This is a genomic window from Pseudoalteromonas sp. TAE79 (assembly GCF_000498015.1).
Classification (GTDB): Bacteria; Pseudomonadota; Gammaproteobacteria; order Enterobacterales; family Alteromonadaceae; genus Pseudoalteromonas.
Window position 1 is genome coordinate 1 of the sequence record NZ_AUTL01000044.1, and the last position, 14,483, is coordinate 14,483.

Consider the following 14,483-nt stretch of genomic DNA (forward strand, 5'->3'; position numbering starts at 1 on the left):
AAGGATGGCTTAAGTTACAAGCCATCCTGGAAGGCTACGATTTAGCAAAATCTCTTGAGTCAGACTTGTGATCAAGAGACAGCCAATTGGCGCCTTTATTAATACAGAACTAAGGCCTAATCACCTTTAACTTCTAAGTTAATAAACTTAACTAGCTCTTCAGGTTGCCCTACTAGCATCATAACTTGTTGGTTAATTTCCATCATAGTTTTACCTTCAGGTAGCTTTGCAGACACACTGAATGAATTTAAACCTTTCGCAAAGCTGGTTAAAGCCTCTGCAATATCTTCAGTTACAGGAGCTTGTTGTAACTGTTGCTCTAGCGTCATTTCCATTTGCTCAAGCGTCATACCTTGCTTTTCAAGCTCGCTTGATAGTAAATCTTTTAATTTACCTTGGTTATTTAAGGCAAAGCTAACATTACGCGGCTCTAATTTACTCATTGCTTGCATAACAAGTGTTTGCTGCTGTAATTCTTGCTCATACGTCAGCGGTTGCTCACCCGCTTCTTGCTGCGCCTTGCTAATAGCCAATGAAGCATCCATTAACGCTTTTGAATTAGCTAAACCCATATCCATATTAAAACTAACAATGTCTTTTGCATCAAGCTTAACTACTACATCACTATTGCCAGACTCTTCATCGTAATCAAGTGATGAATGTAAGTCGTAACTTGCCGACGCTAACATTTCGTTTGTATCAGCTGGTAATTTTGATACGAAGCTTTTATCAAACTGAAAGCTTTTTACATCAAATGATGTATGTGGTGATATTTTATCCGGCTCGTAACCAGTTATTTCAATGCTTTGAATATTAGCAACATTGTCACCTTCAGGGCTTATTACTTCCATGTTTGTTATTTCTACACTCTTTGAAATAACACTTGCCGATAAACCAGCGTATTTAAATGTAGCGCCAGTTTGCTCGCTTACTAAAGCAAGTTGCTTATCTACTTCTGCACGCACTTCTTGAGTTGCTACGTAGTTTGCGTAACTAACACCACCAACGCCTGCGGCCACAAGAGCTGCAACTATAACTAATTTTTTCATGTCATTTCCTTATTTAATTCTTTCTATAAAGTGTCTCAACTTAAGAGTAACACTGAAGAACATCACCGATAAGTGTTAATTAATCAAACTAAGTAACTCATGTACGGTTTTTACAGGGGTAATTTTAGCGCCTAGCCCTTCCATCGACTTATGGTAATTACGAAATGGAATATATATTTCTGTAAAACCATGTTGTGCTGCTTCTTTAACACGTGGCACACCACTATCAATTGGGCGTACATCGCCGTTTAAGCTGAGTTCGCCCATAATACACGTGGTACGTGGCACAACAAATTCATTTAAGCTGCTAAGTAGCGCGGTAACCAATGCTAAATCGATACAAGTTTCTGTTTCATCTATTCTTAGGCCACCCACAATATTAAAAAACGTATCGTGAAATATTTTAGTTTTAGTATGCTTACGTAATATACCGGTCAGCATTTTTATACGATTCATATTTAAACCAACACAAACACGCTGCGGAAATTCAGCTTCTGTTTCGGTAGTTAAACATTGAATCTCAAGCAATAAATTACGATTCCCTTTACGAATACAGGTAATAGTAGAGCCAGGTGAGTCGGTGGTTGAACCCGATAAAAATATTTCGCTCGGGTTATCAACACTCAACATACCACGTTCGCACATTTTAAAAATACCAACAGTATCAATATCACCAAAGCGGTTTTTATTTGCCCTAAGGGTTCTAATTTGCCCATCGTTGGTGTCTATGTGTAAAAGCGCATCGACAATATGTACAAGTGTTTGAGGACCTGCTATTTCGTTATTTTTATTTACATGAGCAATAATGAACATGGTTACATCATTTTGCTTACAGTATTGAGTCAATGCTTGGGCTGCACTTTTTACTTGCGAAGGGGAACCTGGGCTACCATTTGCCGTTTCGGTTACAACCGCTTGAATAGAGTCAATAACAGCAAACTTAATTTTATTTTTCTCGAGCTCTTCAATGATGGTTTCAACACTGGTTTCTGAAAGTAAATAAAGCTCGTCAGGGTTATAGTTTAACTTTAAACGATTTACCCTGTTTTTAAACTGCGATAATGACTCCTCGGCCGTACAGTAAAGTGACGGCATACGTTGTGACATTCTCGCTACTAGGTCAGATAGCAAGGTTGTTTTACCAGCACCTGGATCACCCGAAATTATATTAACAGAGCCGGTAGTTACACCACCGCTTAGCACACGATCGAGCTCGCCAATTTCTGTCAGCTGTTTTTCTGCCTCTGACGTAGCAATATCATTAATTTTTTTAGAGCCGCCACCAGCACCTCCAGCATAACCACCTACATTTGCTCGAACTGACGCTTTTTTACTCTGCCCTGCTGAAGGTTTAAATTCTGCTAATGTGTTCCACGCACCGCAGCGGCATTGACCCTGCCAACGTGGGTAGTTCATGCCACATTCTGTACACACAAACTCTATTTTTGCCGCTTTAGTCATTTATAACCTTATCTACGATTCTCTAATTTTAAAAACATTTACTGTTAATAACTTATTTTGCCACTTCAAGCATTTACTTAGCAACAAACTCTTGCCTGCGTAAAAATCTAGCGTCACAATCATTAAATACACATGGTGTTTCTTTTTAGCTATAATTTAGGGCATACTTTTTGCTTTGAAATAGTTTAAAGTAACTTGCCAACAAAATGGCATATAACACATAATAACAAGAGCTAAACAGTAGTAACTAAAATAATTGTACCTATATTAATAACATAGTGCGATTTAACGTTTATTGAACTTCTAATAAATCGACTTAACAGTATACCTACTTTTTCAATTAGACGGTGATGGTTTTATAAATGGCTGATGACATAATGCTCAAACACGAAGACCTCGTGAATGAGTTAAAAACATATTTAGGCAATGCTAAATTTGACCTAATTTTCAAATCAAAAACCGCTGGGTTAACCAAACCTGAGCAATTTTTGATGAAAATGGAAATGTCACGCTTATCTCAGCCAGTGGCACGCTTTGTTGATCTTCGTGGATTAGTGACGGGCCAAGTAAAACCGTATGAGCATAACGGCAAACAGCACTTTATGGATGACACAGCCATTGAAGTGTTTGAAAAAGCACTTAAACAGCATGGTGAATATACCCTAGCCGTTTACGAAGCCGTAATGAATACAGAAAATAACCACCGCGTATTACAAAAACAAGCCGCCGAAAAATCAGAACTACAAGAATCAGAAAGTAACTTAAGCACTGAAGTAATTAAGTTTGCCTCTTACGAGAGCCGCCGTGAAGAACGGATGAATTACTCAATAAAAGTAACTATTGATTACAAAGATAAAAAGAACATTGCTGCTAGCACCTCAGATATATCTTTAAGCGGTTGTAAAGTTAAGCTTGCAACGCGCTACTCTATAAAAAAAGGTGAACTAATAGCAATGCGCTTGGTAGGCCTTGAACAAGACTTTGAACTTGGCCTAAAAAACGGTATTCAATACGAGGTTGTTGCCGTTGAAAATATCTCTCATGAATACAACCACATTCGCTTAAAACGCACTTATATCGAAAATAACGATGCCTTTAATGACTTTTTAGAAAGCTTTATTCACGGTAATAAACGTCGTTATAAAGTAAATTTAGATAACACGCTCGATGCTGTAGTATCAAAGGGGTATGAGCAATACTACATCCCTCGTGTAACGTCTTTATATGTATTTTTAAGCAAAAAAGATGAACAGTATTACCCAAGCCTTAGCCTTACTACTGAAAATAATATTTTTATCCAGCGCTATTTTACCGATGAAAGAAAAACACCGTGTTTGTACAATATACTCAATCATCAGCGCATTACACAATTACTAACCCAAATTACCGCGGTCAAAGAAGATTACCTCTATACATTTACACATATATCATCGGGTAAAATTTACTATTACTCTGCGACACGAACTGAGCTAAATAATAACCCTAAATTACGTGATCTATTTTTAGGTTTTGGTAGCCAAAAAGAAAGTTGGCAGTGCTTTAAAATACAAATAATGCCAAGTCATCCAGATGATTCTTTTATACCGCTTTCATTACCTAATAGTGCTGGCGCTAATATTGAAAAACTCAACAAGCCGCCTTCCCCTCGAGTTAAAGGCCTTATAAAAGACGTTAAATATATTGTTGTACTTACAAGTATTGGCAATAAAACAGAGCAAGCAGATTATAAACAACTTACTTTTGATAAAGCGTTAGTAAATCAGCTTAAACATTTTGGCCACGCAAAACATAAAACGCCACCTTATTTAGATATTGTGCCACTTGAATACGTAAATTTACGCTCGCATAAGCGCTACCTTTATAAAACACCGGTTAGCGTCACTATTAATGATGAAGTATTTAACGGTTATACACGTGACTTTTCTGTAATGGGTTTGCAATTAGAGTGCGAGCAACCAGTCACATTTAAAAAAGGTGATATAGTACTTTTAACATTTCCTGAGCTTCAAAAAATAACTAAAAAGCATAAGCTTAGCGAACTAAAGTACGAAATAATGGCCATTAGTAAGTCATTCACTACTATCAACCTAAAAGCGAATCGTATTGCTGATTTACCCCATGCTGGCGTGACTTTTTTCACTCAGCTAATAGAAGGGAATAAAGACAAACTTAAAGTATCTGAAGAAGCCGCTAAAGTAGAAGGCTTATCTACCGCGCTTAGAAATATGGTTACAAAAAGTGTATGCCAATTTCCGCTGTATTTACACAAGGAAGCTGCACACTTTAAAACAGGTGCAATTGGTTATGGCTTATACGCCAGTCCTGTGCATGTTATTTTGCAAAATTTTGGCTTATTAGGTAACAAAACTGATTTTTCGAGTATTCTTACCGAAGAGCAAATTATTAATGTAATAACGCCTAATATTAAAGATCGCAGTCGCCAAGATGCACCGCTTGCTTTTACACTCGCTATTAATTTCGACCCTCGTAAGGGCAAAATTGAAGAGGCTATTGTTAGCCAATGCGCTTTAGGTGAAGACTACTCAAGCTTTTACAAACAAATTAGTAAAGGCATTACATCACAACTTATATTTGTGATGCGTTTGTATATTTCGCGCACAGGTCGCCCCGATACTGACTACCTATCTAATGAGCTTAAATACGTAAGCCAATATGCAATGCATAAAGCGAAAGACTTAGAAGAAGCATTATGGGCTGTTGCAGGCGTGGGGGACGTAGTAGATATAACTGAAGAAGCTCTAAGCCATTTAGAGCTTAAAAAAGAGCAAGTTGAACAAATGGGCCGCCGTAAACTAATCTGGTTAAACCGCTTACGCTAAGCGGTTTAACTTAAACAACTTTAAAGAGCGGGCTCATTTTCTAACGGAATAGCCAACATATACAGCAATTGCATTAATGACCCTTCACAAATAGCCGCTTGTGCTTGCTCAACTACTTTAGGTTTGCCATGCACTGCTACACCTAGGCCAGCTTTAGCCATCATGATTAAATCGTTTGCGCCATCGCCAATAGCAACTGTTTGCGACTTCTCAAGCCCTAGTTTATGTTGTAACGACTCTAGAATAATTGCTTTTTGTTGTGCATCTACAATTGTACCCAGTACTTTACCTGTTAGTTTATCGTCTTTAAATTCGAGTACATTAGCGTGCACTTCATCTAAATTAATAAGCTCTTGAACGCGCTCTGCAAACGGTACAAAACCACCTGATGCGATTACTAAATACCAGTCATGCTGTTTTAGAATTTGACACAGCACTTTAATACCCGGCATGAGTGGCAATGCACTTTTTAGTTCTTCAATTAAGCTTTTTTCAATACCAGCCAGTTTAGCTACACGCTGATTTAAACTCTCGCTAAAATCAAGTTTACCCGCCATTGCAAGTGCGGTTACAGAGGCAACTTCGTCGTAAACATCCGCAAGCCGTGCTATTTCGTCTATGCACTCAATAGTTATTGCAGTTGAATCCATATCCATAACCAATAAACCAGGCTCATATAAATTAGGCGCAGTAGAAACTTGCACTAATTGACAATCTAGGGTGTTTGAAAACTCTTGTAGTACTAACGGGTTTATAGCTTGATCGGAGTTTTGCGCGTAAAAACACAGTGCTGGAGCTAACCCTAAATCTGGTTGATATTGACATATAGCACTGACTGTTTGGTTATGCGTAGCTAAAAAATCAATAATGCTAACAATGTGTTTTTCTTCAAAATCACCCGCAAATGCGATGCTAAATAACCCTAATGCTTTGTTTGGTATATAATCAAGAGGTGTAAATACACCACCACTATAGCTAAACCATTTATTTAGAGTTAAGTGTTGTAATGGTTGCTCAGCAGCTTGCTGTGCCATGTTGATTTGCGACATGGAATCTCCGTGTTTATTTTTATTTTCCTGATAATTGGCATATCATAACTGGTATTCTCAACACTAAATTCGCCATCAGGTGGGGTTTAAGGTTATAGTTAGTGTAGTTGTAACATCAAATCAAAATGCTGTCAGTAGCATAAACGGTGACTATGAAAAATAACCATATTAAAAACCCTATTACTGCTTCTCAAAGAAAACGACTTGTTCGCTTAATACTAGCGGCTGGTTGTTTTGTATTACTAAGCTGGGTAGGTGTTAATAGTAGTTTTCAGAGTCATCAGTTACTTTATGATAGTGCCGATAGCACGGCAAAAAGCCTCACTCAGTTTATGGCTTTAAATGTTAAAACACCGCTTATTGAAAAAAACAAACCACAGCTCAACGCCATTTGTAACGATATAAGTAAAGATGAATTTGTACTTTCTGCGACTATTTATGATCAACAGGGCATTTTAATTGCTAGTAGTGACAATTGGCAGTCACATCATATTTATGGACAACTCCCTGACTCTATACCGGGTATTAGTAAACTAAAAACACCTTTTATGGAACCCGTGATAAGCGATGATGACCGCCCTATAGGCTTTGTGTCTGTTACTTATTTAACTCGCGCCGCAATATCAGACAGCCATAATCATTTTCATGACTTAGGTCGGCAGGTACTATTAATGCTAGTGATTGCATGTATTTTTACGTGGCAGTTAGGGCGTGGATTAAAACGTTGGCAGGTAAATCGCTATATGCAAAAAACATCTGAACAAGAATCGTAAAGCTGCTTTGCAAGCGTCCCTCTTTCACTATGTGGCTTTAAATCACATAACGCGTTAAATACATCAGGTATATGCAGTGGCGTGTTAACTTCACCTTGATGACCGCTTAACGGCATTGAAGGTGAGTCGGTTTCAAGTACTAAGTGCTCTGGCTCAATAGCAGCAATAACAGCGCGTGTTTTAACTGCGCGATCATAGGTAATAACACCGCCTACGCCAAGTTTGAAGCCTTGTTTAATATAATATTGCGCTTGTTGAAGCGATCCTGAAAATGCATGGATCACTCCCCCATTTTTTGGCTTACACCGCTTAAACGATTGCGCAATTAAATCATGGCTTTGCCTATGATGCACAATGAGCGGTAAGTTAAGCTCATTAGAAAGCCCTATTTGCTGCTCAAATAAATAAGTTTGTTTAGGAAGGTTTTCAATACTTCGATCAAGCCCGCACTCACCAATAGCTACTAACTGATGCTTGTTTGCAGTCGCGAATTCAAATAATGCTTCTATGTGCGATTCTTTATGTTGCTCTAAAAAGTAAGGATGTAGCCCTGCGGCTATTTTTATACTTGGGTAAGTTGCTTTGAGTTTTATGAGAGTATGCGATTGAGCAAGCGTAATACCCGGCACAACAAACTGATTAACTCCCTTTGCTACACACACGTTTATGAGCGATTCACGATTCGAATCAAACTCGCTAAAGTCGAGGTGGCAATGAGAGTCAATAAATTGCACGGTTACTTACTCATCTATTTATTAAGGATTTAAGCGCGTAATTTGCCAGCTGTTATCTGCTTGGCGCTGATATATAAAGCGATCATGCAAACGATGCGCCCCACCTTGCCAAAACTCAATTTTAGTGGGTACTACACAATATCCGCCCCAAAAATCAGGCAATGGAATTTCACCTTTAGCAAACTTATTTTTCATGTTGGCGAAGGTTTCCATGAGTACTTTACGTGATGACACCGGACGACTTTGCGCTGACGCCCACGCAGCTAATTGGCTTTCTTTAGGTCGAGATAAAAAGTACTTTGCCACGGCAGATGTAGGTAATGGTTTAGCCTCGCCATACACAATAACTTGGCGTTCCATGTGGTGCCACGGAAAGTGCAGCGATATTTTGTTATTACCTTTAAGCTCTTGCGCTTTACGCGAACCTGTATTGGTAAAAAATACAAAACCGTTATCATCCAGATGCTTTAAAAGCACAATACGCTGTGAAGGTTGACCGGTTTCATCAACGGTTGCTACAACCATTGCAGTAGGATCGGGCAATTGACTTGCTACCGCATGCTCAAGCCACGTTTCAAACTGCTTAAACGGATCATCTTGCAAGTTATCTTCGCTTAACGCGTCTTGCAGGTATTCACGACGGATATCTTCGAGTTTCATAACAAGTCCTTTAAATAAAGCATTAGAAAAGAGCTTAGAGTAGCGAGCTTAAAACAATAGATGTTGAGTAATAACAAACATTAAGATTCAGGTATATACGATAGCAATAAACGCAGAGACTCAGGTGCATTCGATAGCAATAAGTATAGAGTCTCAGGTGAATCGTTGGGTTTCGTTTCACTCAACCCAACCTACAATGTAAAACATTACATCTGCAAGTGTAGAAGTGCTGACAAGACGGAGTGCTTTTTTATGCCAAGGAGCATACATTTAGTATGTGACTTAGGCTAAAAAAGCACGACAACGCAGTCAAAGCGAACTACACGCAGCAGAAGGTGATTACATTTGCTCCATAACTTCAATGCCAAGTAAGTCTAATCCCGTTTCTAGTGTTTTAGAAACCAAATTACACAGCACTAAACGGCTATCGCGCACGCTTGGCTCTACGCCTTCTTTAAGTACTGGACAGGCTTCGTAAAATGTCATGTATAAGCTTGCTAACTCATATAAGTAACCACATAGTACGTGCGGTGTTGCTTCGCTGATCATTAAATCAAGTACTTCTTCAAGCTGTAGTAGCTTAAGTGCAAGTGCTTTTTCTTGAGGCTCAACAATTGCAACGTCTGAATTTAATGAAGCAGCATCAACGCCTGATTTGCGGAAAATACTGCGTACGCGTGTATAAGCATATTGTAAGTAAGGAGCGGTTGCGCCTTCAAAGCTTAGCATGCTGTCCCAGTTAAAAATGTAATCACTGGTACGGTGCTTAGAAAGGTCGGCGTATTTAACTGCGCCAATACCTACTTTACGTGCAATCTCACTGCGATCGCTATCACTTAAATCCGATTCACGTTCAGCTAGTTTTGCAGCTGCACGGTTAATTGATTCTTCTAATAAGTCAGCAAGTTTTACCGTGCCGCCGGTACGTGTTTTAAATGGTTTATTATCGGCGCCCATCATGGTGCCAAACGGGCAAAACTCGTAGCTTGTTTCGTCTCGTAATAAACCTGCTTTACGCGCTGTAAGCTCTACTTGAGTAAAGTGTAGATTTTGACGTGCATCAACAAAAATTAAGATACGATCAGCACCTAGTTTATTTGAGCGATAATCACATGCAGCTAAATCGGTTGTTGCATATAAAAAGCCACCGCCAGATTTTTGCACAATAAACGCAGATGGCTCGCCATCTTTGTTAGCCAGCTCATCTAAAAATACAACTTGTGCACCTTGCGACTCTACTGCAATGTTTTTATCTTTAAGCAGGCTAATTATATCTTTAAGCTCAGCGTTGTATGCGCTTTCAGCCATAATATCGGCTTGGGTAAGCGTTACATTTAAACGTTTGTATACTTCTTCAGAGTGCTTAACTGAGGTGGCTATAAATAGTTTCCAAAGTTTTTCACAGTGTGCGTCGCCGCCTTGTAGTTTAACAACGTAATTACGGGCTTTATCTGCAAAGCCTTCTTCGTCGTCAAAACGTTTTTTAGCGTCGCGGTAAAAGGTTTCTAAATCGGCAAGTGCTACAGTATCTAAGTCAACACCTTGGCTAATTTGATCCTCTAAATGCGCGATTAACATACCAAATTGCGTGCCCCAATCACCCATATGATTTTGGCGTACTACTGTGTCGCCTCTAAATTCCAGCGCACGTACAATTGAGTCACCAATAATGGTTGAACGTAAATGGCCTACGTGCATTTCTTTAGCAAGGTTTGGCGATGAGTAATCAACCACTACTTTTTGTGGGTTAGCGTGCTCGTTTACAGCAAGCTTTGCATCGCTATTAGCTGCTTTAACGCTTTGCGCTAAAAACTCAGGCTTTAAGTGAATATTAATAAAACCTGGGCCCGCAATTTCAGTTTTTTCTGCGATATCGCTTACATCAAGGTTATCTATAATTTTTTGCGCAAGCTCTCGTGGGTTGCTTTTCATTTTTTTAGCCGCGCCCATTGCTGCATTAATTTGGTAATCACCAAACTGTGGGCGTGTGCTTTGCGTTACTGCTGGGTTTGTGTCTTCAGGTAAGCCTGCGCCCGCCATAGCGGCAATGGCTTTTTCGATTAAAATAGTACGAATATTCATATTTTTTACCTTTGTAAGCCCGCCAAAGCAGGCTTTCAGTTAACTGTAGTCAGTCGATTCTAGTTTTCGCGAGTGTGGTTAAATGTCACTTCTGGGTAACGCTCTACTGATAAATTAAGATTTACACGGCTCGGCGCAATGTAAGTTAAGTTATCGCCACCATCGAGTGCTAAATTACTTTCACACTTGCGCTTAAAGTCTTCAAACTTTTTAACATCGTCGCTGCTTACCCAACGCGCTGTATTTACGTTTACACCTTCGTAAATAGCATCTACGTTATATTCGGCTTTTAAGCGCGCTACAACTACATCAAACTGAAGTACACCTACTGCGCCCACAATTAAATCGTTGTTTATAAGCGGTCTAAATACTTGCACAGCACCTTCTTCAGAAAGCTGTACTAAGCCTTTTAATAATTGCTTTTGCTTAAGCGGATCGCGAAGACGAATACGGCGGAATAGTTCAGGCGCGAAGTTAGGAATGCCACTAAATTTAAGTTTTTCGCCTTGCGTGAATGTATCACCAATTTGAATGGTACCGTGGTTATGCAAACCAATAATGTCGCCCGCGTAAGCGTCGGCTGCACGCTCACGGTCGCCCGCCATAAAAGTTACCGCATCAGAAATGCTCACTTGCTTGCCAATTCGCACGTGATTCATTTTCATGCCTTGGCTATACTTACCCGATACAATACGCATAAATGCAATACGGTCACGGTGCTTAGGGTCCATGTTGGCCTGAATTTTAAATACAAAACCAGTAAAGTTTTCTTCAGTTGCAACAATAAGTCTGTCTTCGGTTTCACGAGGCAGTGGCGTTGGTGCCCACTTAGTTAAACCATCTAACACGTGATCAACACCAAAGTTACCAAGTGCGGTACCGTAATAAACTGGCGAAAGCTCACCGGCTAAAAACAAATCTAAATCAAATTCGTTTGATGCACCAATAACAAGCTCAAGCTCATCACGTAACTGCGCAGCTAAGTCTTCACCAATGGCAATATCTAACTCTGGATTATCAAGGCCTTTAATTGTGCGAACATCTTGAATTTTATGACCTTGGCCCGTTTTATATAAAACAGCTTCATCATTATGAATGTGATAAACACCTTTGAATTCTTTACCACAACCAATTGGCCAAGTAATGGGTGCACAGGCAATATTTAGCTCTGTTTCAACTTCGTCCAGCACTTCCATTGGGTCGCGAATATCACGGTCACATTTGTTCATAAACGTAACAATAGGTGTGGTACGCAGGCGTGTAACTTCCATTAGCTTACGGGTACGGTCTTCTACACCTTTAGCCGCATCAATAACCATTAAGCACGAATCTACTGCTGTTAATGTACGGTACGTATCTTCAGAGAAATCTTCGTGTCCTGGCGTATCAAGTAAATTAACAAGTGCGTCGTTATATGGAAATTGCATTACAGACGTAGTAACTGATATACCACGCTCTTTTTCCATTTCCATCCAGTCAGATTTAGCATGCTGGTTAGAGCCGCGACCTTTTACAGTACCAGCTCTTTGAATAGCTTGTCCGAATAACAATACTTTTTCGGTAATCGTTGTTTTACCAGCATCAGGGTGAGAGATGATAGCAAAGGTCCTTCGCTTATTGATTTCATTAAGAAAATCTTGGTTTGCCATGTATAAATTCTTTTAGTTTGTACACGGATTTGTACACACTTTTGGAAGTACTCTCTTTCAGTTCTTCGCTTGTCAAATCCGTCGTGTTAATCGTAATTGGCCGCTATTTTCGCTGATCTTGACTTTATAAACAATCAATGGTTATCTAATCGGTTACCATTTACTCTCAGCGTGCGCCAATGCTCAGTTGTAGCTGTTTGCAATCGTTGCTTCTTCAGCTCATGAACAACTGTGGCTAAACCACAAATTCCTTCGCTACCAAAAATCGATGATAGCTTGTCGTACTACACCAATGATGGTGCAGTTGCCGTTGATCGGTATTGCAGGGTATTGGGGGTTCAAAGGTTTTAGGTACTTCTGTTCACCGTCAATGACCAACTGCTTAAAGGTTGCTTCTTTCGAATCATCCAAACGCGCAACAACCAATGAACCTGAAGTGCAAGGTAACTCAGGATCAACAACGATCACTGCCCCCTCAGGTATGGATTTTTTCCCGCTTGGATTTTCCATACTGTCGCCTTTTACGCGAAGTGCGAAACAACCCTCATGTGCTTTTCCAGTGACTTCACGCCACTCTTCAGCATCTTCATGGGCAAATCCCTCCGCTATTTCAGTCCAATCACCGGCCTGAACCCAGTTAATGAGAGGAATTCTTCCCTTAATGTCAGGCCCAACTTCTACATTACCGACCCCCAAGCCAATCTCGCCATCACCTGTGGCGAGCCAATGAGCATTCACGCGAAGCGCCTCCGCGATCTGCATGGTGTAACGAGACCTAGCCGATTTACCAGAGCAAATCTGGCTGATCGACTGCTGTTTGATACCAATGCGACGAGCCAACTCAGACTGAGTCACCCCAGTAAGCTGCAAGGCATGGTTTAGTCGTTCGGATAAAGTTTTCATAAGCCCGTATTCTACAAATAAAACTGTAGCCTTTCAACAATTTTAACTGTTGACTAATCTACAGTTTAAACTGTAACACTCAATCTTGTAACAGTTATTATTGTAACAGGTGACGGTATGGAAGTGTTCAACACGACACAAAAACATCTCCGCCGTGCCATTGACTTGTTCGGCGGGCAATCAGCATTAGCACGAGCCATCAACTCAAAACAGCAAAACGTCTGGTTTTGGTTGAATAAATCAGGGCGTGTTCCCGCTGAATTCGTTTTACCCATCGAACAAGCTACGCAAGGACAGGTAATGTAAATACCCCATTTAGAACACAGTCATCTCGTAGAATATTTATGCCGCATTTCGGTACTCAAACGGCGTCATATCATTGAGTGAATCGTGCGGTCGTTGATGCATAACTCAATCCAATCTTCGGCTATTTGCTTCACTTCATTCAGGTTGTTGAAGATGTAGCCGTCGAGTACATCGTCACGATAAGTTAGGTTGAACCGTTCAATGTATGCGTTCTGATATGGGCAGCCGGGCTTGATGTAATCAATCATAATGTCATGTGCTTTTGCCCAATTCACAAACACTTCCGAGGTGAATTCGCTGCCAGTATCAACTCGAATTTTCTCAGGGTAAGCGTGTCACTCAGCAAGTTGGTCAAGATAGCGTATGACGCGCAGCGACGACATGCTGGTCGCAATATCGATACCTAAAACTTCGCGATTAAAGTCGTCAATAACGTTAAATGTGCGGAACCTGACTTTGTTGTGCAAGCTGTCGCTCATAAAGTCCATTGACCAGGACTTACTCCAGTGCATTTGGAGCAGCTCTGGAATGCGATTGGGTAGTCGCTTTTTACCTTTGCGTCGTAGGTTCAGTTTTAACTCAGTATAAACGCGATAAACTCGTTTGTGGTTCCAACGGTTGCCTATAGCTTACGAAGGCGTTTGAAGCACTTCGGGAAGCCCCACCGATGGTGCCTTTCGATTAAAGCATTCAAGGCATCAATGATTTCGTCATCATCGTTCAATTTCGGCTCGTAATAGTAAGCAGTGCGACTGATACCAACCACATCACAGCTCTATTACAACGCTCGCCTTATACTGCACCTGCAACTCGCGTGCCCAGACTTTTCGTTCTGCCACAGGTGCTAGAGCTTTTTTATGATGTCTTCTTGCATCTGTGACTTGAGGCTCAACTCAGCATACATCTGCTTAAGCCGACGGTTTTCTTCCTCAAGCTCTTTTAAGCGGCGCACATACGACGCCTCCATGCCGCCGTAT

At 40.4% G+C, this 14,483-nt stretch carries 12 protein-coding genes; 3 read left to right on the forward strand and 9 right to left on the reverse strand.

Annotation, left to right across the window (positions count from 1 at the left end):
• Window positions 1-116: 116 nt before the first annotated feature.
• Window positions 117-1,049, reverse strand: coding sequence for a hypothetical protein (locus L655_RS0101180; protein ID WP_024603815.1), 933 nt, complete (start codon window positions 1,047-1,049; stop codon window positions 117-119).
• Between the two features lie 75 nt (window positions 1,050-1,124).
• On the reverse strand, window positions 1,125-2,510 hold the full coding sequence (radA, locus tag L655_RS0101185) for a DNA repair protein RadA (protein WP_024590039.1): 1,386 nt from the start codon (window positions 2,508-2,510) through the stop codon (window positions 1,125-1,127).
• Window positions 2,511-2,872: 362 nt separating this feature from the next.
• Between radA and L655_RS0101190 the strand changes: the two genes are divergently transcribed.
• Window positions 2,873-5,350, forward strand: coding sequence for a PilZ domain-containing protein (locus tag L655_RS0101190; RefSeq protein ID WP_024603816.1), 2,478 nt, complete (start codon window positions 2,873-2,875; stop codon window positions 5,348-5,350).
• A 20-nt stretch (window positions 5,351-5,370) separates the two neighbouring features.
• Here the strand turns inward: L655_RS0101190 and serB are convergent, their stop codons facing one another.
• Complete coding sequence (gene serB / locus L655_RS0101195; protein ID WP_024603817.1) at window positions 5,371-6,399, reverse strand: phosphoserine phosphatase SerB; 1,029 nt, start codon at window positions 6,397-6,399, stop codon at window positions 5,371-5,373.
• A gap of 152 nt (window positions 6,400-6,551) precedes the next feature.
• On the opposite strand from serB, the gene L655_RS0101200 reads away from it, so the two are divergent.
• Window positions 6,552-7,172, forward strand: coding sequence for an AhpA/YtjB family protein (locus tag L655_RS0101200; RefSeq protein ID WP_024603818.1), 621 nt, complete (start codon window positions 6,552-6,554; stop codon window positions 7,170-7,172).
• Here the strand turns inward: L655_RS0101200 and L655_RS0101205 are convergent.
• The 5 genes from L655_RS0101205 to L655_RS0101225 form a co-directional block, all read right to left on the reverse strand.
• A complete protein-coding gene (locus tag L655_RS0101205; RefSeq protein WP_024603819.1) occupies window positions 7,139-7,906 on the reverse strand; it encodes a TatD family hydrolase in 768 nt (255 codons plus the stop codon). The two genes, L655_RS0101200 and L655_RS0101205, sit on opposite strands and share 34 nt — an antisense overlap.
• A gap of 21 nt (window positions 7,907-7,927) precedes the next feature.
• Window positions 7,928-8,566: a pyridoxamine 5'-phosphate oxidase gene (gene pdxH, locus L655_RS0101210; RefSeq protein WP_010553172.1), complete on the reverse strand. Its 639-nt coding sequence runs from the start codon at window positions 8,564-8,566 to the stop codon at window positions 7,928-7,930.
• 339 nt (window positions 8,567-8,905) lie between these two features.
• On the reverse strand, window positions 8,906-10,648 hold the full coding sequence (gene argS / locus L655_RS0101215) for an arginine--tRNA ligase (RefSeq protein WP_024603820.1): 1,743 nt from the start codon (window positions 10,646-10,648) through the stop codon (window positions 8,906-8,908).
• 59 nt (window positions 10,649-10,707) lie between these two features.
• Window positions 10,708-12,297, reverse strand: coding sequence for a peptide chain release factor 3 (gene prfC, locus L655_RS0101220; protein ID WP_024603821.1), 1,590 nt, complete (start codon window positions 12,295-12,297; stop codon window positions 10,708-10,710).
• Between the two features lie 255 nt (window positions 12,298-12,552).
• On the reverse strand, window positions 12,553-13,200 hold the full coding sequence (locus L655_RS0101225; RefSeq protein ID WP_024603822.1) for a LexA family transcriptional regulator: 648 nt from the start codon (window positions 13,198-13,200) through the stop codon (window positions 12,553-12,555).
• A 117-nt stretch (window positions 13,201-13,317) separates the two neighbouring features.
• Here L655_RS0101225 and L655_RS0101230 point away from each other — a divergent pair, with 117 nt between their 5' ends.
• Complete coding sequence (locus L655_RS0101230) at window positions 13,318-13,506, forward strand: YdaS family helix-turn-helix protein (protein ID WP_024603823.1); 189 nt, start codon at window positions 13,318-13,320, stop codon at window positions 13,504-13,506.
• A 335-nt stretch (window positions 13,507-13,841) separates the two neighbouring features.
• Here L655_RS0101230 and L655_RS1000000127360 read toward each other — a convergent pair whose 3' ends face one another.
• Entirely contained in the window at window positions 13,842-13,985 is a 144-nt protein-coding gene (locus L655_RS1000000127360) for a hypothetical protein (protein ID WP_206741309.1), read from the reverse strand.
• Between the last annotated feature and the right edge of the window lie 498 nt (window positions 13,986-14,483).